18 protein-coding genes are annotated in these 26,575 nt (G+C 74.2%); 7 read left to right on the top strand and 11 right to left on the bottom strand.

The features are described from left to right. Window positions 1-29 precede the first annotated feature (29 nt). A complete protein-coding gene (locus ABTX81_RS38385) occupies window positions 30-4,592 on the top strand; it encodes a coiled-coil domain-containing protein (RefSeq protein WP_350555370.1) in 4,563 nt (1,520 codons plus the stop codon). A 19-nt stretch (window positions 4,593-4,611) separates the two neighbouring features. Continuing rightward, window positions 4,612-5,376 (top strand): metallophosphoesterase, encoded by a 765-nt coding sequence (locus ABTX81_RS38380; RefSeq protein ID WP_350555368.1) that lies wholly within the window; start codon window positions 4,612-4,614, stop codon window positions 5,374-5,376. Here the strand turns inward: ABTX81_RS38380 and ABTX81_RS38375 are convergent. After that, on the bottom strand, window positions 5,352-5,807 hold the full coding sequence (locus ABTX81_RS38375) for a hypothetical protein (protein WP_350555366.1): 456 nt from the start codon (window positions 5,805-5,807) through the stop codon (window positions 5,352-5,354). The genes ABTX81_RS38380 and ABTX81_RS38375 overlap by 25 nt on opposite strands. Before the next feature lie 180 nt (window positions 5,808-5,987). Beyond that, window positions 5,988-6,683: a FadR/GntR family transcriptional regulator gene (locus tag ABTX81_RS38370; protein WP_350555364.1), complete on the bottom strand. Its 696-nt coding sequence runs from the start codon at window positions 6,681-6,683 to the stop codon at window positions 5,988-5,990. A gap of 163 nt (window positions 6,684-6,846) precedes the next feature. Here ABTX81_RS38370 and ABTX81_RS38365 point away from each other — a divergent pair, with 163 nt between their 5' ends. Together ABTX81_RS38365 and ABTX81_RS38360 are read left to right on the top strand one after the other, a co-directional pair. Then, the gene (locus ABTX81_RS38365; RefSeq protein WP_350555362.1) at window positions 6,847-7,401 is read left to right on the top strand and encodes a gluconokinase; all 555 of its coding nucleotides are present in this window, start codon (window positions 6,847-6,849) and stop codon (window positions 7,399-7,401) included. Then, window positions 7,398-8,798: a GntT/GntP/DsdX family permease gene (locus tag ABTX81_RS38360; protein WP_502892953.1), complete on the top strand. Its 1,401-nt coding sequence runs from the start codon at window positions 7,398-7,400 to the stop codon at window positions 8,796-8,798. The genes ABTX81_RS38365 and ABTX81_RS38360 overlap by 4 nt, the downstream gene beginning before the upstream one ends. A gap of 72 nt (window positions 8,799-8,870) precedes the next feature. Here the strand turns inward: ABTX81_RS38360 and ABTX81_RS38355 are convergent, their stop codons facing one another. The 7 genes from ABTX81_RS38355 to mmuM form a co-directional block, all read right to left on the bottom strand. Next, window positions 8,871-9,323 (bottom strand): hypothetical protein, encoded by a 453-nt coding sequence (locus ABTX81_RS38355; protein WP_350555360.1) that lies wholly within the window; start codon window positions 9,321-9,323, stop codon window positions 8,871-8,873. Continuing rightward, window positions 9,323-13,339 (bottom strand): DNRLRE domain-containing protein, encoded by a 4,017-nt coding sequence (locus ABTX81_RS39775; RefSeq protein ID WP_502892952.1) that lies wholly within the window; start codon window positions 13,337-13,339, stop codon window positions 9,323-9,325. The genes ABTX81_RS38355 and ABTX81_RS39775 overlap by 1 nt, the downstream gene beginning before the upstream one ends. 252 nt (window positions 13,340-13,591) lie before the next feature. Continuing rightward, on the bottom strand, window positions 13,592-15,187 hold the full coding sequence (locus tag ABTX81_RS38340) for a glycerol-3-phosphate dehydrogenase/oxidase (RefSeq protein WP_350555359.1): 1,596 nt from the start codon (window positions 15,185-15,187) through the stop codon (window positions 13,592-13,594). Window positions 15,188-15,334: 147 nt separating this feature from the next. Next, window positions 15,335-16,855 (bottom strand): glycerol kinase GlpK, encoded by a 1,521-nt coding sequence (gene glpK / locus ABTX81_RS38335; RefSeq protein ID WP_350555357.1) that lies wholly within the window; start codon window positions 16,853-16,855, stop codon window positions 15,335-15,337. A gap of 91 nt (window positions 16,856-16,946) precedes the next feature. Next, complete coding sequence (locus ABTX81_RS38330; protein ID WP_350555355.1) at window positions 16,947-17,666, bottom strand: MIP/aquaporin family protein; 720 nt, start codon at window positions 17,664-17,666, stop codon at window positions 16,947-16,949. Between the two features lie 324 nt (window positions 17,667-17,990). Next, window positions 17,991-18,755: an IclR family transcriptional regulator gene (locus ABTX81_RS38325; protein WP_350555353.1), complete on the bottom strand. Its 765-nt coding sequence runs from the start codon at window positions 18,753-18,755 to the stop codon at window positions 17,991-17,993. 176 nt (window positions 18,756-18,931) lie between these two features. After that, a complete protein-coding gene (gene mmuM, locus ABTX81_RS38320; RefSeq protein WP_350555351.1) occupies window positions 18,932-19,900 on the bottom strand; it encodes a homocysteine S-methyltransferase in 969 nt (322 codons plus the stop codon). Window positions 19,901-20,060: 160 nt separating this feature from the next. Between mmuM and ABTX81_RS38315 the strand changes: the two genes are divergently transcribed. The 3 genes from ABTX81_RS38315 (at window position 20,061) to ABTX81_RS38305 (ending at window position 23,759) form a co-directional block, all read left to right on the top strand. Then, window positions 20,061-21,035 carry an NUDIX hydrolase gene (locus ABTX81_RS38315; protein WP_350555349.1) on the top strand — a complete coding sequence of 325 codons (975 nt, stop codon included), beginning with the start codon at window positions 20,061-20,063 and terminating at the stop codon, window positions 21,033-21,035. Further along, window positions 21,032-21,583, top strand: a complete 552-nt coding sequence (locus ABTX81_RS38310) for an NUDIX domain-containing protein (RefSeq protein ID WP_350555347.1) — start codon at window positions 21,032-21,034, stop codon at window positions 21,581-21,583. The genes ABTX81_RS38315 and ABTX81_RS38310 overlap by 4 nt, the downstream gene beginning before the upstream one ends. Window positions 21,584-21,734: 151 nt before the next feature. After that, window positions 21,735-23,759, top strand: coding sequence for an acetoacetate--CoA ligase (locus ABTX81_RS38305; RefSeq protein WP_350555345.1), 2,025 nt, complete (start codon window positions 21,735-21,737; stop codon window positions 23,757-23,759). 97 nt (window positions 23,760-23,856) lie between these two features. Here the strand turns inward: ABTX81_RS38305 and ptsP are convergent, their stop codons facing one another. Together ptsP and ABTX81_RS38295 are read right to left on the bottom strand one after the other, a co-directional pair. Beyond that, the gene (ptsP, locus tag ABTX81_RS38300; protein WP_350555343.1) at window positions 23,857-25,527 is read right to left on the bottom strand and encodes a phosphoenolpyruvate--protein phosphotransferase; all 1,671 of its coding nucleotides are present in this window, start codon (window positions 25,525-25,527) and stop codon (window positions 23,857-23,859) included. Between the two features lie 99 nt (window positions 25,528-25,626). Further along, window positions 25,627-26,076, bottom strand: a complete 450-nt coding sequence (locus ABTX81_RS38295; protein WP_350555341.1) for a PTS sugar transporter subunit IIA — start codon at window positions 26,074-26,076, stop codon at window positions 25,627-25,629. Window positions 26,077-26,575: the final 499 nt, after the last annotated feature.

Genomic DNA, 26,575 nt, shown 5'->3' with positions numbered 1-26,575 from the left:
TCCACCCGCCTCCTGGAGAACCGCCGCACATGTACGAGCTCAACCGGGTCCGCCTCTACTCGATCGGACCGGCCGGCGCCCGCTACGCCGACACGGTGCTCGACCTGCGCGGCGTCGGCGAGCCCGTCGCCGACCCGGCGCCCCAGCAGATCGGCCTGTTCGGCGAGGAGCCCGACGGCCCGGTCCGCCGCCCCGCCCCGGCCGGCGTGCTCTTCCTGGAGAACGGCGGCGGCAAGTCCGTCCTGCTCAAGCTGATCTTCTCGGTGATGCTCCCCGGCCACCGCAACACCCTCGGCGGCGCCAGCTCCGGCGTACTCCGCAAGTTCCTGCTCGCCGACGACTGCGGCCACGTCGCCCTGGAGTGGCAGCACACCGTCACCGGCGAGCTGATCGTGGTCGGCAAGGTCAGCGAGTGGCGCGGCCGCCAGGTCTCCTCCGACCCGCGCAAGTTCGCCGAGACCTGGTACTCCTTCCGCCCCGGACCCGGCCTCACCCTGGACTCCCTCCCGGTCGCCGAGCGGGTCAGCCTGGCCGGTGACCAGAAGGCCCGCGGCCGCCGCCGCACCATGAAGGGCTTCCGCGACGCCCTCACCGAGGCCGGCAAGGCCCACCCGCACCTCGACCTGGTCTTCGAGGACGGCCACGACCGCTGGACCGAACACCTCGGCGAACTCGGCCTCGACCCCGAACTCTTCCGCTACCAGCGCGAGATGAACGCCGACGAGGGCGAGGCCGCCGGCCTCTTCGCGGTCAAGCAGGACAAGGACTTCACCGACCTGCTGCTGCGCGCCGTCACCGACACCCGGGACACCGACGGCCTCGCCGACCTCGTCCACGGCTTCGCCGCCAAGCTCGGCCTGCGCTCCGAACTCACCGCCGAACGCGACTTCACCGCCGGCTCGCTGGAACTGCTGGAGCGGATCGCCGAGGCCACCACCGCCCGCGAGACCGTCCGCGAGGCCCACCGCACCGCCGAACGCCGCACCCGCCGGCTCGCCCACGCCCTCGCCTCCCGCGCCGCCGCCGAACGCGACCGCGCCGAGGACCTCGCCGTCGAGGTCGCCGCCGCCGCGAGCGCCGTCACCGCCGCCGAGGGCGACCGCACCCGGCACACCCTGATCGCCGCCGAACTCACCCACCGGCACGCCTCGCTGGCCCTGGCCGCCGCCACCACCGAGGCCGCCGCGCTGCGCCGCGAACTCAGCGACGCCCGCACCCTGCACTCCGCCTGGCAGGCCGCCGAGGCCGTGCTGCGCCACCGCGCCGCCGCCGACCGGGTCGGCCGGGTCGCCGCCGCGATCCGCGAGGCCGAGCTGGACGCCGCCCCCGCGCTCGCCGCCCGGGCCCGCGCCGCCACCGCCCTGGCCCGCGCCCTGGAGAGCGCCGCCGCGGCAGCCGAGGACCGCGCCGACACCGAGGAGCAGCGCGCCGCCGAACTCCAGGCCGACGGCTCCAGGGCGCAGAGCGACGCCACCGAGGCCGCCACCGCCGCCCAGAAGGCCCGCAGCGAGGCCGAGCACCTGCGCCAGCGGCTCGCCGAGGTCGAGCAGGAGACCGCCGCCGCCGTCGAGGCCGGCTTCATCGACACCGACGGCGACGTCGATCCGGCCCGCGCCGCCCTGCACGCCGCCGACGTCGAGAAGACCGCCGCCGCCGCGCTCGCCCAGGCCCGCACCGCCGCCGAGTCCGCCGCCGGCCGGCTGCGCGAGTCCGCCGCCGCCACCGGCCGCGCCGAACTCGCCGCCGCCCGCGCCACCGACGCCCGCAAGGCCGCCGCCCAGGCGCTCGCCACCGAGCAGCGCACCGCCGCCCTGCTCGCCACCGAGCCCCGGCTCGCCGATCTGCTCTCGCTCACCCCGTACCAGGACGGGGCCGAGGAGGACGCCGGCTTCCTCACCCCCGCCGTCCTCGACCGCAACGCCGAGTACCTGCGCGAACTGCTCGACGAGGCCATCGCCACCGCCGAACGCACCCTGTTCGACCTGCGCACCGCCGCCGCCGACGACTCCCGGATCCTCGCCGCGCTCGGCGACGGCGGCCTGCTGCCGCCCGGCCCGGACGTGCTCGCCACCGTCGAGTACCTCGCCGAGCACGGCATCCCCGCCCTGCCCGGCTGGCGCTACCTCGCCCAGTCCGTCGACCCGGCCGACCACGAGGCGATCCTGGCCGCCCGCCCCGAACTCGTCGACGGCGTGGTGGTCACCGACCCCACCTCCCTCGACCGGGCCCGCGAGGCGCTGCGTGCCGCCGCCCTGCTGCCCCGCTCCACCGTCGCCGTCGGCGCGGCCGCCTCGCTGATCGCCCCGATCACCGACGAGCCCGCGTTCTTCCTGGTGCCGCCGAACCCGGCCATGCACGACGAGTCCGCCGCCGACGACGAGCGCCGCGAACTGCGCGCCCGCGCCACCGCCCGCGAGGAGCACATCCGCGAACTCGCCGCCCGCCTCGGCGGCGACCGCGCGCTGGCCGCCCGCCTCGCCTCCTGGCACGCCAGCTGCCCGCCCGGCACCCTCGGCGAACTCGCCGCCGCCGCCGAGGCCGCCCGCGAGCACGCCGAGCAGGCCGCCGCCGCCCTCGCCACCCTGCGCGCCGACCACGACGAGGCCGAGACCGACCACGCCGCCGCCGCCTCCGCCCACGAGGAGCACCGCGAGGCCGCCCAGCGCGCCCGCCGCCGCGCCGACGCCCTCTCCGGCCTCGCCTTCCGGCTGCGCGAGCGCGCCAACTGGAGCCGCCGCCGGCGCGAGCTCGCCGAGGACGCCGCCGAGTGCGACCGCCGCCAGGCCGGCTGCGCCGAACGCGCCCGCACCTGCGACGAGGACCGCCGCGCCGTTCAGCGTGCCGCCGACGACGCCCGTCGCACGGCGCGCGCGCTGCGGGCCGAGCGGGCCGAGATCCCCGCCGCCGAGCAGACCGACGAGCCCGCCGAGGCCGCCCCCGCCGCGCTGCCCGAGCTGCGCGAGGCCTACCGCTCGGCCTCCCAGCTCTACGAGAAGGTCGGCGTCGGCGCCGACCTGCGCGCCGAGCAGGCCCGCGCCGAGGGCGACGAGGCCGCCGCCGCAGCCGAACTCGACCGCCTCACCAACAAGGTCCGCACCCGCGCCGAGGAACTGCTCAACAGCCCCGACGGCGCCGACGGCCCGGCCCGCCAGGCCGCCGCCGCCCGCGCCGAGGAACTCGTCGCCACCATCGAGGCCCGCTCCGCCGCCGCCAGCGAGCAGCTCGGCCGGCTGCGCGGCGAGGCCGAGCGCTCCGCCCCCGCCGACGGCGAGGCGCACACCGAGCTGCCCGAGGAGCTCGTCCCCACCGACCCCGAGCACGCCCAGACCCTGCTGCGCAGCGCCACCAGCCGGCTCGCCGAGCGCCGCGAGGCCGTCGACGCCGCCCGCACCGCGCACGCCGACCTGCAGCGCACCTTCGACGCCGCCCAGGCCGCCGCCGCCGACTTCGACGAGCACGCCGGCCAGCTCCGCGACGGCCTGCGCGAGCACCAGGACGACTCCGAGACCCTGGCCGAGCCCTACCTCGGCCCGCTCGCCGACGCCCGCACCGCCGCCGCCGAGGCCCGCCGCGCCCTGCGCACCGCCGCCGGCGAGCTGTCCTCCGCCGAACTCGCCGTCCGGGACGCCTCCGACGCGCTGGTCCGGCACGCCAACGCGGCCCGCTACGAGGCCGTCCGCACCCCGGCCCGCCAGCAGATCCGCGAGCTGCCCGCCTCCGCGCTGCCCGACCACGCCGCCGGCTGGGCCGCCGCCTTCGCCCCCCGGCTGCGCGTGCTCACCGACGAACTCGCCCAGCTGGAGCGCAACCGCGGCTCGATCGTCGACCGCCTGCGCGGCCTGGTGGAGTCCTCGCTGACCACCCTGCGCGCCGCCCAGCGGCTCTCCCGGCTGCCGGAGGGCCTGGGGGAGTGGTCCGGCCAGGAGTTCCTGCGGATCCGCTTCGAGGACCCGGACCACGCGACCCTGGTCGAGCGGCTCGGCGAGGTCATCGACGAGGCCACCCGCGCCGCCGTCCGCAAGAACAGCGACCTTCGCCGCGACGGCATGTCCCTGCTGCTGCGCGGCGTCGCCGCCGCGATCGGCCCCAAGGGCGTGGCCGTCGAGATCCTCAAGCCGGACGCGGTGCTGCGCGCCGAGCGGGTGAGCGTCGGCCAGATGTCCGACGTGTTCTCCGGCGGCCAGCTGCTCACCGCCGCCATCGCGCTCTACTGCACGATGGCCGCGCTGCGCGCCAACGACCGCGGCCAGTCCCAGCTGCGGCACGCGGGCACGCTGTTCCTCGACAACCCGATCGGCCGCGCCAACGCCACCTATCTGCTGGAGCTCCAGCGCGCGGTGGCCGACGCCCTGGGCGTCCAGCTGATCTACACCACCGGCCTGTTCGACACCACCGCGCTCGCCGAGTTCCCGCTGGTCATCCGGCTGCGCAACGACGCCGACCTGCGGGCCGGTCTGAAGTACATCTCGGTGGAGGAGCACCTGCGGCCGGGCCTGCCGGCGGCGCCGGACCCGGACGGCCCGGCCATCCACGGCGAGATCACCGCCACCCGGATGTTCAAGCGCCCGGCGGAGGTTTCCGCGCAGGTGTGAAGTGGTTAGCGTGATTGGCATGCTGACGATCGCGCACCTCAGTGACATCCACCTCGGCCAGGTCCACCTCGGGGACGGCGGCGAACGCGCCCGGCGGCGGAGCGAGCGGGTCATGGCGTACCTCGACGCCCTGCCGGGGCCGCTGGACGCCGTGCTGGTCACCGGCGACCTCGCCGACCACGGCCTGGCCGAGGAGTACCGGCAGGTCGCCAAGGTGCTGTCGTCGCGTCACCCGGTGCTGACCTGCCCCGGCAACCACGACCGCCGCTCGCCCTACCGCGAGGTGCTGCTCGGGGAGGCGCCGGGGGAGGAGCCGGTCAACCGGCTGCACCGACTGCCGGGCGCCGATGTGCTGATGCTCGACTCCTCGATCCCGAAGCAGGACGACGGCCTGCTGGACGACGGGACGCTCGACTGGCTGGACGCCGAACTCGCTTCCGGGCGGACGCAGTTGCCGGCCCTGGTGGCCTTCCACCACCCGCCGGTGGAACTGCACCTGCCGTACGTCGACCCGATCCGCCAGTTCGGCGCGGTACGGCTGGCGCGGGTGCTGCGCCGGCACCCCCGGGTGGCCGCCCTGTTCTGCGGCCACGCGCACACCCCGGCGGCGACCACCTTCGCGGGTCTGCCGCTGCTGGTCGCGCCCGGGGTGGTCTCCACCGTGACGCTGCCCTGCGAGGGCGGGCGCGGCATCTCCTTCGACCACCCGCCGATGCTGGCCCTGCACGTCATCGACGGGGACCGCCGGACCACCACCCACTACCGGGTGGTCAGCCCCGCCTGACGCGGCGCCGGGCCCCCGGGGTACGGCGGCCCGGCCGGCGGCTGGTGGGGCGGCTGCGGCGGGCGGGGGCGCGGCGGGTACGGCTGCTGCGGCCGCGGCGGCTGGTGGGGCGGGTACTGCTGGTGCGGCCGGCGCGGCCGGGGAGGGGCCGCCGGCGCGCGGCTGCCGGCCATCGGCGAGGCGGAGTTGGGCGCGCGCATCCGCTGCGCGGCGACCTGGCGGGAGATCAGGATCTCCAGCAGGCACCACATCGTGCCGAACACCCCCACCCCCATCGCCATCAGCGCCGGTGTCATCAACCAGCTGTCGGCGTACGAGGACAGCGTCGCCACCACGATGCCCACCAGGGTGAAGGACAGGCAGAGCACCGCGCGGACGACGGCCCTGCGGACCTCGTCGGGAAGACGGCGGCGACGGCGGGCGGTTGGCATCGGGCGACCCCCAGGCGCGGACGGGTTGCGGACACGGGCGGGGCGGGCGCCGAGTCTACGCCCCCGCGCTCCACTCTGCCCCCTCGTACCCGGACTATGCGCGCGAATCCCCCGAATCGACACCAAATCGTGTGATCCGCCCCGGACCGTGTCGAACAGTCCGCCGAATTCCCGGCGCCGTCAGCCGAGTTGCTCGTTCAGCTCGGCCAGCGCGCCCTCGACGATGGTCCGCATCGTCTGCTCGGCCCGCTCGGCCTCGCCCGCGCAGACCGCCTCGGCGACCTCGCGGTGCAGCCGGATCGCGTACGGCTCCGGCTGATGGGGCATCAGATGGTACTCGGTCCGGCCGGTCAGCACCGCGCCGACGGTCTCCCCGAGGTGCGCGAACATCTCGTTGCGCGAGGCCCGCAGCACGGTGGCGTGGAAGTCGATGTCGTGCCGCAGGAAGGCGGCCAGGTCGGCGGCGCGCGCGGTCATCGTCAACTCGACCGCCAGCGCGCTGAGCCGGCGCCGTTCGTCGTCGGTGGCGTGCCGGGCGGCGAGCGCGGCCGCGGCCGGCTCCACGGCGAGCCGCAGCGAGCCGAGCGAGCGCAGCTGGGCGGGCCGGTCGGCGCCGGCCAGCCGCCAGCGGATCACCATCGGGTCGAAGACGTCCCAGCCCGACTTGGGCTGCACGGTGATGCCGACCCGGCGGCGGGAGGCCACCAGGTGCATCCCCTCCAGGATCCGGACCGCCTCGCGGACCACCGTCCGGGAGACCCCGAACCGCTCCTCCAGCTCCTCGGCGCGCAGCACCGTGCCCTCGGGAAGCTCCCCGGACGCGATGGCCGGCCCCAGCTCCGCGAGCAGCCGGCCGGGCAGCCCCTGGATCTCCATCCCGCCAGCCTAGTGGTCCGCCGTCCGCCCGGTGCCGCCGCCCCCGAGGTCGGAACCGTCGCGCATGCCACAGCGTAAAAGTATGACGATTTGGTTTCCACTACTTGAATACGTCATATCTTTGAGGCGATAGTGGCGGCCAGGCAACGAAGGAGCACCACCCATGGCTCTCAGCGTCGAGAACCACGACACCTCCCGCGCTCCCCTCACCATCGTGGTGATGGGCGTCTCCGGTGTCGGCAAGACCACCCTGGCCCGACTGCTGGCCGACCGCCTCGGCCTGCCGTTCGCGGAGGCGGACGACTTCCACCCGCCGGCCAACATCGCCAAGATGTCGGCCGGCGTCCCGCTGGACGACCGGGACCGCCAGCCCTGGCTGCGCGCCATCGGCGCCTGGCTGGCGGAGCGCACCGAGGCCGGCACCGGAGGCGTGGTCACCTGCTCGGCGCTCAAGCACGGCTACCGCGACCTGCTGCGCGCGGCCTGCCCGGACGCCTGGTTCCTGCACCTCAGCGGCCGGACCGAGCTGGTCGAGGACCGGCTCTCCCACCGCACCGGCCACTTCATGCCGCCGGCGCTGCTCGGCTCCCAGTACGCCGCCCTGGAACCCCTCGGCCCGGACGAGCGCGGCGCCGTCCTGGACGTCGGGCCGACCCCCGAAGAACTCGTCGAGAAGGCCGTCGCCCTGCTGCGGCCCGTCAATGGAGACCTCGCGTGACCCCGTCCCCCACCCTCGCGGTGCTCGCGGCCGCCCCACCGGCCCTCCCGCACACCGGCAGCGACACCCAGCTGCTGATCGCGGTGCTGCTCAGCATCGGCGCCATCGTGCTGCTGATCACCAAGCTCAAGCTGCACCCGTTCCTGGCCCTGACCCTCGGCTCGGGCCTGCTGGCCGCCGTCGCGGGCGCGCCGTTCGACAAACTGCTCACCAGCTTCTCCAGCGGCTTCGGCTCCACCGTCGCGGGCGTCGGCCTGCTGATCGGCCTGGGCGCGATGCTCGGCAAGCTGCTCGCCGACTCGGGCGGCGCGAACATCATCGCGGACACCGTGCTCTCGCGCTCCGGCCCCAAGGCGCTGCCCTGGGCGATGGCGCTGATCGCCGCCGTGCTCGGCCTGCCGCTGTTCTTCGAGGTCGGCGTGGTACTGCTGATCCCGATCGTGCTGCTGGTGGCCCGCCGCGGCAACGTCCCGCTGATGCGGATCGGCATCCCGGCGCTGGCCGGCCTCTCCGTGCTGCACGGCCTGGTGCCCCCGCACCCGGGCCCGCTGGTCGCCGTCGACGCGCTCAAGGCGGACCTCGGCATCACCCTGGCGCTCGGCCTGCTGATCGCCGTCCCGACGCTGATCGTCGCCGGTCCGCTGTTCGCCCGCTTCGCCGAGCGCTGGGTCGGCCCGCTGGAGGTCCCGCAGGCCGCAGCCCCGGTGGAGACCGCCAAGCGCGAGCACACCCCGTCCTTCGGGGCCGTGCTGGTGACCATCCTGCTGCCGGTCATCCTGATGCTCGGCAAGGCACTGGCGGACGTCGTGATCGACGACCCCAAGGCGATGCCGCAGCGGGTCCTCGACTTCATCGGCTCCCCGCTGATCGCCCTGCTCGCCGCGACCCTGCTCGGCATGGTCACCCTCGGCAAGGCGGCCGGCTTCGACAAGGCCCGGATCTCCGACACCGTCGGCACGTCGCTCGGCCCGATCGCCGGCATCGTCTTCATCGTCGGCGCGGGCGGCGGCTTCAAGCAGACCCTGATCGACGTGGGCGTCGGCAACGCGGTCAGCGAGTGGTCGTCCAAGTGGCACATCTCGGCGCTGCTGCTCGGCTGGCTGATCGCGGTGCTGATCCGGCTCGCCACCGGCTCGGCGACGGTCGCCACCATCACCGCGGCGGGCATCGTCGCCCCGCTGGCGGCGGACATGTCCTCCACCCACGCGGCCCTGCTGGTGCTGGCCATCGGCGCCGGCTCGCTGTTCCTGTCGCACGTCAACGACGCCGGCTTCTGGCTGGTGAAGGAGTACTTCGGGATGAGCGTCGGCCAGACGCTGAAGTCCTGGTCGGTGATGGAGACGGTGATCTCGGTGGTCGCGATCGCCTTGATCATGCCGCTCAGCCTGGTGATCTAGCACCTGGAGAACGCCGAACGGGCGGGCGCTCCCTCGTGGGGCGCCCGCCCGTTCGTCCCGGTCACCGCGGGATCAGACCAGCAGGACCCGCCAGCCGCCCCCGCCGTCGGCGCCGTCCGGGCGGAGCGTCAGCTCCTTCACCTGGCCGGTGACCTGGAAGGTCAGCCGCACGGTCTGCCGGCTCGCCGGGTCGTCGCCGAACTCGGCGGTGACCTTCCCGGCGGCGCCCGGCCCGTAGGCGCGGACCCACTCCTCGGCCACCGCCCGCCGGGCGTCGGCCGGGCCCTCGGCGGCGGCCAGCTTCACCAGCCGCTCCGCGGAGCCGTCGGCCAGCCGCCACACCACCTGCTGGACCAGGCCCAGCGTCTCGGGCACCGGGTAGCCGGTGACCTCCAGGTGCGGGTGGCCGGCGTAGTCGGCCGCGTGCTCCAGCCGGGCGTCCCCGCCGTCGCTCGAACAGCCGGCCAGCAGGGCGGCCGAGAGCACGGCCGCCAGCGCGGCCGCCACCGGCCGCCCCGCCGCCATCAGTTGGTCCCGAGCGGGCGGACGACGACGAACCACTCGATCGGGTCGCCCTTCTGCCGGTAGTACGACAGCACCTCGTTCAGGGTGGTGACACCCTGCCGGCCGTGCTGGCGCAGCTCCATCCGGGTGCCCCAGCTGACCACGATCGCGGCGTGGTTGATCCGCGACTCGTTGCGCCACTTGAAGAACACCACGTCACCGGGGCGCGCCTCGGAGGTCCAGCGCAGCCAGGTCGAGTACCGGTGGTTCAGCAGGTGGCGGTGCAGGTTGGCCGCGCCCGCCCAGGTGTAGCTGCGGTTCTTGTGCCAGCCGAACATCCAGTAGTCGTTGGTCCACCAGGCACTGTCGAAGGTCTTGAAACCGTACCGGGTGCGCATGCCGCCACCGTAGTACAGGGCCTTGGAGACGAAGTTCGTGCAGTCCTGGGGGAAGTCCCAGCCGATGTTGACGTTGCGGCGGGCCCAGTCGGCCGTGCCGTTGTAGTTGTAGCCGGCCTGGACGGCGCCGGCGGCCGGCTGCGCCGGCTGGACCGGGAAGCCGTTGGCGTCCAGCGGGACGGCCTTCTGGGCGTCCGCCGGGTCGGGCTGCGCGGCGTCCGCCACGTCGACCTGGGCCTGGGCCGCCGCGGAGGAGGACAGCTTCTGCTGGGCCGCGAGGTCGTCGGCCTCGGAGACCAGCACCGCGGCGGTGCCGACGGCGAACTCGAAGCGCTTGGAGCCCGCGCTCTCGCTCGGCGAGTCCACCCCGCCGGAGCGGATCATCACCGAGTCCTTGACGGTCGCCCGGACGACGACCCGCCCGGCCGTCTGCTGGTCGACCACCACGTCGGTCAGCGAGACCGCCGCGGCCGTGTACAGCTGGTTCTGGGTCGCCAGCGCCTCGCGGTTGGCGACCAGCGAGGCCTCCTGGGTGGCCAGCAGGTCGACGAAGACGGTGCCGTGCGCGGCCTCGGCGGCGGCGTCCGGCGCGGTGAACCCGGCCTTCATCTTGATCTTGTTGCGGGCGTCCAGGTACTCCTGCACATAGCCGCGGTACTGGTCCGGGCCGCCGGCCGTCGGCGTGCCCCGGACCACGGCCGAGGCGACCGGGGCGGCCGCGCCGTGGCTGTTCCGGGCGGTGACCACCGCGCGGTACGAGCGGGCGTTGTCCAGGCCGGTGAACGCGGCCCGCAGGTCGCCGGTGGTGACCTCCTGGACCGGCGCGCCGTCCGAGGTCTCGACCCGCACGGTGTAGCCGACGTCGCCGACCGAGCCGTGGTCGGCCGGGGCGTTCCAGGTGACGGTCAGACCGGCGTCGCCGCCGACGGCGGTGACCAGCTCGGCAGCCCCCGGCGCGGTCGGCGCCAGGTAGTCGAGGGTCAGCCGGGGACGCTGCGCCGGATCGGCGGCGGTGGCGGAGGAGTAGCGGGCCGCGCCGCTCCAGCCGGCCGGCGGACGCAGGGTCAGGCCGTAGGCCTCGCCCTTCTCGATCCACGAGCCGACCAGGGTGGCCAGGTCGGTCTCCGAGAGCTTGGCCGCGGAGGCGTAGCTCTCGGCGCCGGCGGCCGCGGTCAGCGCCGCGCCGCCCTGGCCGGGGGCCCAGGCCGCGCCGAGCTGGAAGACGTCCACGGCGGCCTCGTCGCAGCCCGCCGGGCAGTCCGAGCGGGTCAGCGCGAGCTTGGCGCCGACCACCCGGGAGCCGGCCGGGACGGCCGACAGGTCGGGCTTGAGCCAGCTGCTCCAGCCGCTGCCGTCGGCGGTGGTGCCGACCCGCAGCTCGGCCGGGTCGGCGGCCGGGCAGGCGCCGGTGTCGCAGCCGCCGCCGGTGGCCGCCGAGGCGTCCGCGAGGGCCGCGCCGGTGAGCACCACGGTGGTCGGCGCGGGCGGCGCCGGCGGGGCCTGGACGCGGACGGCCAGCGGCTGGTCGGCGCTCCAGTCGGAGCAGCCGACGGCGGCGCAGGCGCGCACGGCCCAGGTGTAGTCGCCGCCGTCGGCCAGCGCGCCGTCCGGCACCTGGACCGAGGCGCGGGTGCCGCTCTCCGCCCACACGGGGGCGATGGCGGTCGGCAGCGGCTGGCCGTTGCGGCCCTTGAGCGCGAACTCGGTCCGGATCCGGCCCTGGTTGGGGTTGGTGACCAGGGCGGAGAACACCGGGGTGAGGGTCTGCTGGGCGCCGGTCTGCAGCGCGGTCGGCACGTCCGGCAGCGGGCTGACGCTGAAGGTGGCCCAGGGGGACCAGCTCAGGTTGTAGTGCAGCCCGTCGTACGGCGAGGAGCGGAACCGGTAGGTGTGGCCGTACTGGAGCAGGCCGGCCGGGACGGTGACCTCGGAGGGGGTGCCGCTGGCCACGTAGCCGGAGACGTTGACGGCGCCGACCTGGGCGCCGGAGATGGCGTCGACCAGCTGGAAGGTGCCGGTCACCTTGTCGCCGTCGGGGTCGACGAAGGTGTCCCGGAGCACCGGGGTGGTGGTGTCGACCCGCCAGGTGCCGGTGCCGTCCTGCAGGAACGGCGGGCCGGCCTGCTGGTTGGTGCCGGTGCGCGGACGGTAGTTGTAGGTGACCGTCAGCTTCGGCACGTTGCTCGCGGCGTTGGCGGAGTTCACCTCCTTCCAGTACTTGGTGTTCGTCTCGTCCGGGGCGCGCAGGCCCATGCCGGAGGTGCTGTTCTTGGCCGAGGCCCAGGTCTGCACGAGGTCGGTGACGTTGGCGTTGATCCAGCCGTCGCCGCCGCAGGCGTCGCGGCCCTTGGTCTCGGTGGAGGTGGCCTTCTTCGCCTTCCAGGCCGGCTGGGCGGTCCACCGCGAGGCGGTCGAGGCCAGGCCGGTGTCCCAGACCTCCCAGGTGTACGGCAGGCAGTCGCTGTTGCCGGAGTGGAAGTTGTACAGCGAGAGGGTGGCGCTGGAGACCAGGGCGTCGGCGATGCCGGCGGTGTTCCAGTTGACGAAGGCGCGGGCCTCGCGGGAGCTGCCGTCGGCGTTCTTGGTGCCGGAGTTGCCCCAGTAGATCTCGGTGTCGGCCGACCAGTCGACCGTCTCGCCGTGCTGGACCCGGGTGTCGAAGGCGTTGCCGAGGCCGGCGGTGGCCGGGTCGACGGTCACCGGGTAGGCGGTGGCGGGGTCGGCGAGGAAGGCGGCGTCCGGGGTGAAGACCAGGTCGACGGTGTCGCCGTGCTGGACCACCTCGAGGCCCACCCGGGCCTGCCGGGGGTGCTCGCCGGAGCCGGGCGCCGTGGTGGCGTCCCACATCACCGGGGCGGGCAGCACGGCGCGCTTGTGGCCGTTCTTCCGGTCGGTGAACAGCACCGAGCCGTCGGGCTGCGCCTCGGCCTTGATGCCCTTGGCGCGCAGCGGCATGGTGTACGTGTAGCCGCCGGCCGCCGGGCGCTGCTTGAGCGTGACGTACTGCTCGAAGCCGGTGCGGGTGGCCTCGACGACCAGGTCGCCGGCGCCGTCGCCGATGGCGTCCCGGTAGGTGGCCCGGGTGCCGTCGAGTTCGGGCCTGGGCAGGCCGCCGCGCCACTCCAGGGCGAGCTGGTCGTCGCCCGAGCCGAGCGAGACGAGGGTGCGGGCCGCCTCCGCGCCGGCCGGCGCCTCCTGGACCGCCCGGGACTCGGCGAGCGAGCGGGGGCGCTTGCCGCCGGCCCCGGCCAGCTTGAGGCCGTTGGGGTGGGCGGCGGGGCTGACCGAGCCGTCGGCGGCGGTCTTGAGGGTGAGGTCGACGTCGGCCCACTTGCCCTCGCGCAGGAAGCGCACCGGGCCGGCCGACAGCTCGGTGGTGAGGGTGCCGTCGGGGTTGGCCCAGGTGGTGGAGGTCTCGTCGCGCTCGGAGAGCGCCTCGACCCGCTGGCCGCTCCTGCGCGCGGCGGCCCGGGCGGCGGCCAGGCTGCTGCCGGGGTCGAGGGCGGCGGCCGTCGGGGCCTTGCCGGGGGAGGGCTTGGGGTGGGGTTTGGCCGCGAACGCGACCGGGGACCCGGCGGCCAGCGACAGCGCCAGCGTGAGGGCCAGCGGACCCGTCAGGGTCCGTCTTGAGACGTGCATGGTGGCTCCTTGACCCACTGTCGATCAACAGTGTTGGCGGGAGCATATGGAAGATCACATGACAAGATGATCATGGCAAAACAGACAAAAATACCCATTGCCTGAAGATTTCCTGAGAATGGTGATCTGATCGTGACGCGCTGTGTGCGAACGATGACGTCGTGGTCGTTCCCGCAGGTCAGCGGGCATGCCGACGGGCGGGCACCCCCAGCCCGGGGTGCCCGCCCGCCGCGTCCGAACGCGAGGCTGTGCCTACTTGGCTCCACGCTTCGCGAGGAAGGCCTCGACCTCGGCGCGGACCTCCGGGGTGTCCAGGCCGCGGACCGTCATCGTGGTGCGGCGGCGCAGCACGTCGTCCGCGGTGTACGCCCACTCGTGGTCGGCCGCGTAGGCGACCTGCGCCCAGACGTCCGGGCCGTCCTCGTGGATCGGCCGGCCGAGCTCCGGGTTCTCGTCGATCATCCGCGCGATGTCGAAGGACAGCGTGCCGTAGTGGCCGGCCAGGTGCTTCGCCACCAGCGGCTCCATCCGCGAGCCGGGCTCGCGGTCGATCAGCAGGCGGTGCGCGACGGCGTTCGGCGCGCCGACGCCCGGCAGCGGCACGGTCGGGGCGATCGGGGACATGTCCTCGCCGAGCGAGGTGCCGGGCACGTGGGCCAGCTTCTCCAGCACGGTGCGGCCGATGTGCCGGTAGGTGGTCCACTTGCCGCCGGCGACCGACAGCATGCCGCCCTTGCCCTCGGTGACGACCGTCTCGCGCTTGGCGGCGGCGGTGTCGCCCGGACCGCCGGGCAGCACCCGCAGGCCGGCGAAGGTGTAGGTGATCAGGTCGCGGTCGAGGTGCTCGTCGCGGATCGCGTGCGCGGCCTCGCCGAGGATCTGGTCGACGTCCGCCTCGGTGGCCCGGACGTCCTTCGGGTCGCCGGTGTACTCCTCGTCGGTGGTGCCGAGCAGGACGTGGTCCTCCCACGGGATGGCGAAGGAGACGCGGTACTTGTCGATCGGGATGGTCAGCGCGGCGCGCCACGGGGAGCGGCGCTTGACCACCACGTGGGCGCCCTTGGAGAGGCGGATCGACGGCGCGGCGCCGGCGTCCTCCATCCGGCGCAGGTGGTCCACCCACGGGCCGGTGGCGTTCAGCACCAGGCGGGCGTCGACGCCGAACTCGGTGCCGTCCATGCGGTCCTTCAGCTCGGCGCCGGTGACCCGGCCGCCGGTGAAGCGCAGGCCGGTGACCTCGGCGTGGTTGAGCACGACCGCGCCGGCCTCCACGGCGGCGCGCACGGTCATCACCGCGACGCGCGAGTCGTTCATCTGGTGGTCGCCGTAGACGGCCACCGAGCGCAGGCCCTCGGTGCGCAGCGCGGGCACCTGCTGGGCGGCGTGCGCGGCGGTGGAGACCCGGCCCATGCCGTCGCGGAAGGCGGAGAGCGCCGAGTACAGGAACACGCCGGCGCCGAGCTTGGGCGCGCTGTGCGGGCCGCCCTTGTAGACCGGCACGAAGAAGGTCAGCGGGTTGACCAGGTGCGGGGCGACGTCGGTGGAGAGCGCGCGGCGCTCCTTGTGGTTCTCGGCGACCAGCTTGACCGCGCCGGTCTGCAGGTAGCGCAGACCGCCGTGGACCAGCTTGGAGGAGGCGCTGGAGGTGGCGCCGGCGAAGTCCCCGGCGTCGACCATGGCGACCTTCAGGCCGGCCTGGGACGCGGTCCAGGCGACGGCCGTGCCGAGGATTCCGCCCCCGATCACCAGCAGGTCGTAGGTGGCCTTGCCGAGCAGCTCGCGGGTCTCGGCGCGGGAGGCGGTGCGGCCGGCGGTCAGCTCGGCGCCCAGGGTCGGAATGGTTGCCATGGTGTGTGTACGGCGCGCGGGTCGGGCGGCGCCGTTACTCCTCTCGGTGTGCGTACGGCCCCTGCGGAGAGGCCGGTCGGCCCGGTGCGGCGGGCCGGTGAAACGGGCGCGGGCCGGCCGGGGCGTGTGCCCCGACCGGCGTCGCGATCAGTTGGTCTCTTCCTCCTCCACCCAGCCCATGGTGCGCTCGACGGCCTTGAGCCACTTCTTGTACTCGCGCTCCCGGGTGGCCTCGTCCATCCGCGGGGTCCACTCGGCGGCGCGGTGCCAGTTGGCCCGCAGGGTGTCGAGGTCGCTCCAGAAGCCGACCGCCAGGCCGGCCGCGTAGGCGGCGCCCAGGGCGGTGGTCTCGGCCACGTACGGGCGCTCGACCGGGGCGTCCAGGACGTCGGCGATGTTCTGCATGAGCAGGTTGTTGCTGGTCATGCCACCGTCGACCTTGAGGGCGGTGAGCTCGACCCCGGAGTCCTTCTGCATGGCGTCGACGACCTCGCGGGTCTGCCAGGCGGTGGCCTCCAGGACGGCCCGGGCCAGGTGGCCCTTGGTGACGTACCGGGTGAGGCCGGCGATCACACCGCGGGCGTCGGAGCGCCAGTACGGGGCGAACAGGCCGGAGAACGCCGGGACGAAGTAGGCGCCGCCGTTGTCCTCGACGGTGTTCGCCAGGGTCTCGATCTCGGCGGCGGTGGAGATGATGCCGAGCTGGTCGCGCAGCCACTGGACCAGCGAGCCGGTGACGGCGATCGAGCCCTCCAGGGCGTAGACCGGCTTCTGGTCGCCGATCCGGTAGCCGACCGTGGTCAGCAGGCCGTGGTAGGAGTTGACGATCTTCTCGCCGGTGTTGAGCAGCAGGAAGGTGCCGGTGCCGTAGGTGGACTTGGCCTCGCCCTCGTCGAAGCAGGTCTGGCCGAACAGCGCGGCCTGCTGGTCGCCGAGCGCGGAGGCGACCGGCACGCCCGCCAGGTCGCCGACGGCCTCGCCGTACACCTCGGCGGAGGAGCGGATCTCCGGCAGGACGGCCATCGGCACGCCCATCGACTCGGCGATCTTCTCGTCCCACTGCAGGGTGTGCAGGTTCATCAGCATGGTGCGGCTGGCGTTGGTCACGTCCGTGACGTGCTTGCCGCCGTCGACACCGCCGGTGAGGTTCCAGATGACCCAGGTGTCCATGGTGCCGAAGAGGATGTCGCCGGCCTCGGCGCGCTCGCGCAGGCCCTCGACGTTGTCCAGCAGCCAGCGGATCTTCGGGCCGGCGAAGTAGCTGGCCAGCGGCAGGCCGGTCTCGCGGCGGAAGCGGTCCTGGCCGACGTTGCGGCCCAGCTCGCGGCAGAGGCCCTCGGTGCGGGTGTCCTGCCACACCAGCGCGTTGTGCACCGGCTCGCCGGTGTGCCTGTCCCACAGGACGGTGGTCTCGCGCTGGTTGGTGATGCCGATCGCGCGGATGTCGTCCTTGGTCAGGCCGGCCTTCTCCAGCGCACCGCGGACGACCGACTGCACCCGGGCCCAGATCTCGGCGGCGTCGTGCTCGACGTAGCCGGGCTGGGGGAAGATCTGCCGGTGCTCCTGCTGGTCGACGGCGACGATGCGCCCGTCGGCGCCGAAGATGATGCAGCGGCTGGAGGTGGTGCCCTGGTCGATCGCGGCGATGTAGTTGCCAGTGGAGGTCATGAGGGTCCTCGGCTCGAAAAGGTGTGAGGGGGAGGGTGGGCCCGACTCTCAGGTCAGTCCCCGGATCCGGGCGGGGTGGAAACCCGGTGGGTCAGAACGCGACGTGGTACAGGCTGCCGGCCAGCAGGCCGCCGATGACCGGGCCGGCCACCGGGATCCAGGCGTAGGACCAGTCCGAGCCGCCCTTGTTCGGGATCGGCAGCAGCGAGTGGACGATGCGCGGGCCCAGGTCGCGGACCGGGTTGATGGCGTACCCGGTCGGGCCGCCGAGGGACAGGCCGATGCCGACGACGGTGAAGGCGACGATCAGGATGCCGGTGCCGGAGAGGCCGAGGCCCTTGGTCAGGCCCTGGGTGAGGATGGCCAGGGCGAGCACGAAGGTGCCGATGATCTCGGTGAGCAGGTTCTGGACCGGGTTCCGGATCTCGGGGCCGGTCGAGAAGATTCCGAGGGTGGGCTCCTGGTTGGCCTGGAACTGGCCGAGGTAGGTGAGCCAGACCAGGACGGCGCCGATCATCGCGCCGATCAGCTGGGAGACCAGGTAGAGCGGGACCTTGCCCCACTCGCCGCTGTCGACGGCGATGGCCAGGGTGACGGCCGGGTTCAGGTGGGCACCGGACTTCGGGGCCGACATGTAGGCGGCGATCATCACCGCGAAGCCCCAGCCGAAGGTGATCGCCAGCCAGCCGGCGTTCAGCGCCTTCGACTTCTTGAGCGTCACGGCGGCACAGACGCCACCGCCGAGGAGTATCAGCGCGGCGGTGCCGAGGGTTTCGCCGACGAAGATGTCGCCGTTGGAGAACGCGGACACAAAGACTCCCTTGTCCATATGGCCCGGAGGTGCGGGTGGGGGCAGGGGCCGGGCGATCGCTGGGCGGGTGAGCGCCTTGTGGGAGTGATCTGCACGGCCATCGTTCGACAATGTCGACCGTCATGCGGAAGCTTCCTCCCCGGGTCGCCCTCTCGTCAAGGCCGGGTTACGCAGCTGTGACCCTTGGCTCGACGCGCTACCCGGTGTCAGGGGATGGATCATCGGAATTTCGGACAAAACGGTAAGGCGCGGACGGGCAATTCGCCCGTCCGCGCCTCAGCGTGAACGTTTCACCGGGGTGTCGACGGGCTCGCGGCCCGCCGCTCAGAACCGCCCGGCGCCCAGGTCCCGGGAGATCGCGCGCGCCGCGCTGCGCACCGACGCGACCAGCGAGGGCTTCACGAAGCCGTCCTCGCAGACCCGCTCGACCGCGCCGCTGATGCAGACCGCGCCCACCGGGTTGCGCCGCCGGTCCTGGATCAGCGCGCCGATCGAGGCCACGCCCTCCCAGGTCTCCTCCACCGAGTCCGCCCAGCCGCGCTCGCGGGTCAGCGCCGCCTCGGCGTCCACGTCCGCCGACTCGGTCAGCGTCCGCGCGGTGTACGACTCGAACGGGCCCTCGCCCAGCTCGCCGCGCGCCACCGGGTCGTAGGCCAGCAGCACCTTGCCCAGCGCGGTGGAGTGCAGCGGCTGCATCGAGCCGACCTCCAGCACCTGCCGGGTGTCGTCCGGCCGGAAGACGTGGTGCACGATCAGCACCCCGCGCTGGTGCAGCACGCCCAGGTAGACGGTCTCCCCGGCCGCCCTGGCCAGGTCGTCCGCCCACACCAGGGCCCGGGCCCGCAGCTCGTGGACGTCCAGGTAGCTCTGTCCGAGCCGCAGCAGCTCGGCGCCCAGCTGGTACTTGCCGCTCTCCGGGTCCTGCTCCACGAACCCCTCCTGCTGGAGGGTGCGCAGGATGCCGTGCGCGGTGCCCTTGGCCAGGTCCAGCGCCGTCGCGACCTCCGACAGGCCGAGGCGGCGCTCGCCGCCGGCCAGCAGGCGCATGATCGCGGCGGCCCGGGAGAGCGACTGGATCGGGCCGGGCATGGGTACCTCCGCGCTGACAGGCGGTCGGCATTGTCGACCGCAGTGGTAACGGCACGAGTCTGCCAGGCCGTCGGCGTTCCGTGCACCTTCCCCCTCGGTAACCGCGCCCGGGCCGGCCGGTCGTCCGCCCCCGCACGGCCCGCACGGCCCGCACGGCCCGCGCGCCCGGTCCCGCGTCAGCCCGCCCCGTCGCCGGCCCCGGTTGACGCCGCGTCCGCCGCCACCGCCTCCTGGGCCGCCACCTCGGCGGCCACCGCCCGGATCGCCTCCGGCCCGACCCGGCAGCAGCCGCCCACCAGCCGCGCCCCGTCCGCCAGCCACCGGGCCACCCGCCCCCGCGCCGCGAAGGTCGGCTCGCCGCACCACGCCCCGGCCGCCGCGTCCCAGCCCTCGCCGCTGTTCGGGTACACCACCACCGGCTTGCCGGACACCCGCGCCGCCAGGCCCACCGCCCGGTCCGCGTCCCGTGGCGTGCAGCAGTTCACCCCCACCGCCACCACCTTGTCCGCCTCCGCCGCCAGCGCGAACGCCTCCGCCAGCGGCTGCCCGGCCCGGGTCAGCCCACCCGCCGCGCCGAACGACAGCCAGGCCGGCACCCCCAGCCCGCGCACCGCCCGCAGCAGCACCCGCGCCTCCTCGACGTCCGGCACCGTCTCCAGCGCCAGCACGTCCGGGCCCGCCGCCGCCAGCACCTCCAGCCGCGGCCGGTGGAACGCCTCCAGTTCGGCCGCCGTCAGCCCGTACCGGCCCCGGTACTCCGACCCGTCCGCCAGCACCGCCCCGTACGGCCCGACCGACGCCGCCACCCACCGGCGCGGCCCCGGCAGCCCGCGCGCCGCCTCCCGCGCCAGCTCCACACCGCGCGCCAGCAGCCGCGCCGCCCCGTCCCGGCCGATCCCGCGCCGCGCGAACCCGGCGAAGCTCGCCTGGTAGCTCGCGGTGATCGCGACCCGCGCGCCGGCCGCGAAGTACGCCCGGTGGGCCGCCGACAGCGCCTCCGGCGCGTCCGCCAGCAGCCGCGCCGACCACAGCTCGTCCGCCAGGTCGAAGCCGCCGGCCGCCAGCTGGTTGGACAGCCCGCCGTCCAGCACCAGTGGCCCGGCCGCCAGCGCGGCGGCGAAGTCCGGCGCGCCGGCTGCTCCCATCACGGCCTCCTCGGGGTGAAGGTCCTGGTCACAGCCTAGAAGCCGGGGGAGGGGGAGCGGCCGGGAAAATGATTTGCCGCAGAGTCAAAGGGTCGCTACGTTGTGCTCAATCCGAGAAGGACGGCCGGCCGCCGGCACCGCGGAGGAGAGGAGCGCGCCCATGGACACCACCGAGCAGGAATGGCTCGCCTCCTACGACCCGCGCGCCTACACCCCGGTCGCCGTCACGGTCGACGTGGTCGCCCTCACCCTGCGCGGGGGCCGCCTGCACGTGCTGCTCGTCGAGCGCGCCCTCCCGCCCTACCTGGGCCGCTGGGCGCTGCCCGGCGGCTTCCTGCGGGCCGGCGAGGAGAGCCTCGACGAGGCCGCCGCCCGTGAGTTCGCCGAGGAGACCGGCCTGCACGGCACCGTCGAGGCCGCCGCCGCGCTCAGCCGGATCCACCTCGAACAGCTCGGCAGCTACGGCGCACCCGACCGCGACCCGCGGATGCACGTGGTCTCCGTCGCCTACCTCGCCTTCGCCCCGGACCTGCCCGACCCGCGGGCCGGCAGCGACGCGGCCCACGCCGCCTGGCACCCCGTCACCGCCCTCGACCTCCGGCCCGCCGGCCGGACCGAGACCGCCGGTGCGCCCGCCGACACCCACGGGGGTGGCGTCGACGGGCGCACCGGTTCCGCCGAGCCCACCGACCCCGGGGAGCCCACCGACCCCGGGGTCGATGGGCTCCCGGGGGACCTCACCCCCATCGAGCTCGCCTTCGACCACGCCCGGATCCTCGCCGACGGCCTCGACCGCGCCCGCGCCAAGATCGAGTACAGCCCGCTGGCCACCGCCTTCCTCCACCACGACTTCACCATCCCCGAACTGCGCGCCGTCTACGAGGCCGTCTGGGACGAGAAGCTCCACCCCGGCAACTTCCACCGCAAGGTGCTCTCCGTCCCCGGCTTCGTCGAGGGCACCGGAACCACCACCGACCGCGGCGGCGCCCGCGGCGGCCCCCGCGCCCGCACCTACCACGCCGGCGACGCCCGCCTCCTGCACCCCGCACTGCTCCGCCCCGCCCGCAGCGATCCACCACCGGATCCGGTGACCCCCGCCCCGGCCCCGCCCGACCGCACTACCATCCGGCCATGACGACTTACGAGGCCGGCACGGTGCGCCACCACGCCAACTCCCACTGCCACTTCTGCGGCACCCCCTACCCGCCCGGCACCTCCAGCTGGCCCCGGGCCTGCTCCCACTGCACTGAGATCAGCTACCGCAACCCGCTGCCCGTCGTCGTCACCCTCCTCCCGATCACCGCGACCGCCGGCACCGCCCCCGGCCTCGTGGTGATCCGCCGCACCATCGAACCCGGCTACGGCGAACTCGCCCTCCCCGGCGGCTACATCGACTACGGCGAGAGCTGGCAGCACGCCTGCGTGCGGGAACTGCGCGAGGAGACCGGCATCCTCGCCGACGCCGCCGACATCACCCTGGTCGCCACCGACTCCGACACCCGCGGCGGCTTCCTCTGCCTCTTCGGCCTGCTCCCCGCCCGCCCGCTCGACGACCTCCCGCCCTCCGTCCCCACCGACGAGACCGACGGCTGGCAACTCGCCAGCCCCGAGACCCCGCTCGCCTTCCCCTTCCACACCCGCGTCTCCCGCTCCTGGTTCAACGGCGAGTTCACCCGCCTCTGACCAGGCAACCCGGCCACGGCCCGCCCACCGGGCGGACCCTGGCGCACCGGCCGATCCCATGGCAGGGTCTGCACCGACAGCCCCCAACCGGACGCGGGCCCTGCCACAAGCATCCCCGTCCGCCCTCATCACCGGCCGGGAGACCACCACCGTGAGCACCCCACCCCAGGACCAGCCGCTCTGGCGCCCCGACCCCGCTCGTGCCGCCGGCACCGGGATCGTGGCCTTCCAGGCCTGGGCCGCCGAGCACCACGGCGCCCCGGCCGCCCCGCTCGCCCCCACCACCGACGACGACCAGGCCGCCGCCCGCTACGCCGCCCTGCACGCCTGGTCGGTCGAGGACCTCGACCGCTTCTGGACCGCCGTCACCCAGTGGTTCGACATCCGCTTCACCGAGGCCCCCGACGCCGTCCTCGCCGACCCGACGATGCCCGGCGCCCGCTGGTTCACCGGCGCCCGCCTCAACTACGCCGAGCACGCCCTGCGCGCCGCCGAGGACGAGACGAACGCCGACCGCCCGGCGGTCCTCCACCTCGACGAGACCACCGACGAGCCCGTCGTCCTCACCTGGGCCGAACTCCGCCGCCAGGTCGGCTCCCTCGCCGCCGCCCTCCGCGACCAGGGCGTGCGCCCCGGCGACCGGGTCAGCGCCTACCTGCCCAACATCCCGCAGGCCGCCGTCGCCCTGCTCGCCACCGCCGCCGTCGGCGCCGTCTGGACCAGCTGCGCCCCCGACTTCGGCGCCCGCAGCGTCCTCGACCGCCTCCAGCAGATCGAGCCGGTCGTCCTCTTCGCCGTCGACGGCTACCACTACGGCGGCAAGGACCACGACCGCACCGAGGTCGTCGCCGAACTCCGCCGCGAGCTCCCCACGCTGCGCACCGTCGTGCACGTCCCCCTGCTCGGCGCCCCCGCCCCCGAGGGAGCGCTGACCTGGGACGACCTGGTCGCCGCCGACACCGCGCCGGTCTTCGAGCCGGTCCCCTTCGACCACCCGCTCTGGGTCCTCTACTCCTCCGGCACCACCGGCCTGCCCAAGGCCATCGTGCAGAGCCAGGGCGGCATCCTCGTCGAGCACCTCAAGCAGGCCGGCCTCCACCTCGACCTCGGCCCCGACGACCGCTTCCTCTGGTACACCTCCACCGGCTGGATGATGTGGAACTTCCTCCTCGCCGGCCTCCTCACCGGGTCCACGATCGTCACCTACGACGGCAGCCCCGGCCACCCCGACACCGGCGCCCTCTGGTCCGTCGCCGCCCGCACCCGCGCCACCGTCCTCGGCACCTCCGCCGCCTACGTCATCGCCAGCCGCAAGGCCGACCTGCACCCCGGCCGCGACCTCGACCTCTCCGCCGTCCGCTGCCTCGGCACCACCGGCTCCCCGCTGCCGCCCGACGGTTTCCGCTGGATCTACGAGGAGGTGAAGGAGGACGTCTGGCTCGCCTCCGTCAGCGGCGGCACCGACGTCTGCTCCTGCTTCGTCGGCGGCGTCCCCACCCTCCCCGTCCACCTCGGCGAGATCCAGGCCCCCTGCCTCGGCGCCGCCGTCGAGTCCTGGGACGTCAACGGCCGGCCGCTCACCGACGGGGTCGGCGAACTCGTCGTCACCAAGCCGATCCCCTCCATGCCCACCGGCTTCTGGAACGACCCCGAGGGCACCCGCTACCACGACAGCTACTTCGACATGTTCCCCGGCATCTGGCGCCACGGGGACTGGATCACCGTCACCTCCCGCGGCACCGTGGTCATCCACGGCCGCTCCGACTCCACCCTCAACCGCCAGGGCGTCCGGATGGGCTCCTCGGACATCTACGAGGTCGTCGAACGCCTCCCCGAGATCGCCGAGTCCCTCGTCATCGGCCTCGAAGAGCCCGACGGCGGCTACTGGATGCCGCTCTTCGTCGTCCTCACCCCCGGGGCCGAACTCGACGACGACCTCATCGGCCGCATCCGCACCTCACTGCGCAGCGAGCTCTCCCCGCGCCACGTCCCCGACGAGGTCATCGCCGTGCGCGGCCTGCCGCACACCCTGACCGGCAAGCGCATCGAGGTCCCGGTCAAGCGCCTGCTCTCCGGCACCCCGCTCGACCAGGCCGTCAACCCCGGCTCCGTCGACAACCTCGACCACCTCCGCTGGTTCGAGCAGCTCCGCCGCGAGCGCGCCGCCGGGAAGTAGCGGCGGGCCTCCCGCCCGGACACACCGGAGGGGCCCTTCCACAGCCACAGTGGAAGGGCCCCTCCGGATGTACTCCGACTCAGGTGTGCTCCGACGGCTACTCGCCCGACAGCACCTGCTGCGCCGCGGCCCGCGCCTCCTCGGCGCTGTCCGCCGCCCGCGCCGCCTCGGCGGCCCGGCGGCACTGGGCCAGCGTGTACTTGGCCAGCGCGGTGCGCACGTAGGGGATCGACGCCGCGCCCATCGACAGGCTGGTGACCCCGAGACCGGTCAGCACCACGGCCAGCAGCGGGTCGGCGGCGGCCTCGCCGCAGACGCCGCAGCTCTTGCCCTCGGCCCGCGCGGCCTCGGCGGCGGCCGAGATCAGGTCCAGCAGCGCCGGCTGCCACGGGTCCTGCAGCCGGGCCAGCGCACCGACCTGGCGGTCGGCGGCGAAGGTGTACTGGGCGAGGTCATTGGTGCCCAGCGACAGGAACTCGACCTCCTGGAGGATCGAGCGGGCCCGCAGCGCGGCCGACGGGATCTCCACCATCGCACCGAACTTGGCGCTCAGCCCGGCCTCGCGGCACGCCTCGGCGAACTCCTTGGCATCCTTGCGGTCGGCCACCATCGGGGCCATCACCTCAAGGTGCACGGGCAGGCCCTCGGCGGCCTTCGCCAGCGCCCGCAGCTGGGTCCGCAGCACCTCCGGGTGCTCCAGCAGGGTGCGCAGACCGCGCACGCCCAGCGCCGGGTTGGGCTCGTCGGCCGGGGTCAGGAAGTCCAGCGGCTTGTCCGCGCCCGCGTCGAGCACCCGGACCACGACCCGGTTCTCCGGGAACGCCTCCAGCACCTTGCGGTACGCCTCGACCTGCTTCTCCTCGCTGGGCGCCTTCGCGGAGTCGTCCAGGAAGAGGAACTCGGTACGGAACAGCCCGACGCCCTCGGCGCCCGCCTCCAGCGCGGCCGGCAGGTCGCCCGGACCGCCGACGTTGGCGAGCAGCGGCACCTTGTGCCCGTCCGAGGTCGCACCCGGACCGGAGGAGGCGGCGAGCGCGGCCTTGCGCTCGGCGGCGATCCGGCGCAGCTCCTCCTTCTTCTCCTCGCTCGGCTCGACCAGCACGTCACCGGAGCTGCCGTCCACGGCGACGACCGTGCCCTCGGCGACCTCGGTCGCCGCGGGCAGCGCGACCACGGCCGGCACGCCCATGGCCCGCGCCAGGATGGCGCTGTGGCTGGTCGGCCCGCCCTCCTCGGTCACGAAGCCGAGCACCAGCGTCGGGTCCAGCAGAGCGGTGTCGGCCGGCGCGAGGTCCCGGGCGAACAGCACGTACGGCTCGTCGCTGTCCGGCACACCCGGCATCGGCACACCCAGCAGCCGCGCGACGATGCGGTTCCGCACGTCGTCCAGGTCGGCGACCCGGCCCGCCAGGTACTCCCCGGCGGAGGCGAGCAGCGCCCGGTAGGCGGCGAAGGCGTCGTAGACCCCGCGCTCGGCGCTGCTGCCGACCGCGATCCGGCGGGCGACGTCGGCCATCAGCTCCGGGTCCTGCGCCATCAGCGCCTGGGCCTCCAGCACGGCCTGGGCCTCACCGCCGGCCAGGTTGCCACGGGCGATCAGGTCCGCGGCCACCGCGTCGACGGCCGCCTGGGCGCGGGCCTGCTCCCGCGGAGCGTCCTCGGTCGGGATCTGGGTGGCCGGGGGCTCCAGCACCGCCGTCCCCATGTGCCGCACCTGGCCGATCGCGACCCCGTGGCTGACACCCACGCCGCGCAGCGTCTTCTCCATGTCTGTCTCCGTGAGAGAAGCGGCCCCGCCGGGTACCGCTGTGTGCCGGGCCGCCCCGACCGGAGCGGTGGGGCGGGTGTGTCGGTAAGAGGGGAGAGGTCAGCTCCAGGTGAACAGCGCGTCGCCGACGGCGACCGCCCCGTCCTCCAGGACCGAACCGAGCGCCTCGGCCGAGGCCTCCAGCGCGACGATCGGCGAGATCGGCGACTTGCCGGCGGCCTCGACGGCGGCCGGGTCCCACTTGATGACGGCCTGGCCGCGGGTGACGGTGTCGCCCTTGCTGACGAGCAGTTCGAAGCCCTCGCCGTTCAGCTGGACGGTGTCGATGCCCAGGTGGGTCAGCACACCGTGCCCGTCCGCGTCGACGACGACGAAGGCGTGCGGGTGCATCGACACGACCACGCCGTCCACCGGGGCGACCGCCTCGGTCTGCTCGCGGACCGGGTCGATCGCGGTGCCGGGGCCGACCATCGCACCCGAGAACACGGGGTCCGGCACGCCGGCGAGCCCGACGACCTTGCCGGTCAGCGGCGACGTCACAGTGGTCATGGTTGAGCCTCCCAAGTGCGCAGTACAGGCAAGCGGCCGCGAACGCGGCAGGGCGATCGACTGAAGCCTAAATCATGTCAACTTCGGACATCTGCTGACATTCCCGCCAGTCGGCCACGCCGTCCGGCCTCACCGGCCGGCCATCTCGCCGACTGCTAGTGGTCTAGTCCTCTTGGCCGATGCGCCGCACTCTACAGGCATCTTGGCGAACCGGGACCATTGCTGTATATGCTCGCGAGAGCAACAAATCATGCGTCCGGGCGGGTGACCCCCGGCGTGGCCCGATTCGCGCTCCGGCCGGGGACCCGCTATGGTTGGTCGGGTCGCCGCGAGTCGGCGGTTAACACCAGATTTCGGAAGCGAAAAGCACCGGTTAAGCGCCGGGAAACGGATCTGGTAAGCTCGAAACACGAAAGAACGAAGCGCCCGGAGGGCCGGTGTGAAAGCCGCCTGATGGAAGCGTCCGTTCCTTGAGAACTCAACAGCGTGCCAAAAGTCA

The organism is Kitasatospora sp. NPDC097605 (genome assembly GCF_040302725.1).
Taxonomy (GTDB): domain Bacteria; phylum Actinomycetota; class Actinomycetes; order Streptomycetales; family Streptomycetaceae; genus Kitasatospora.
Note: the sequence above shows the minus strand (reverse complement) of the source record. Positions and strands in the feature narration are given on the sequence as shown.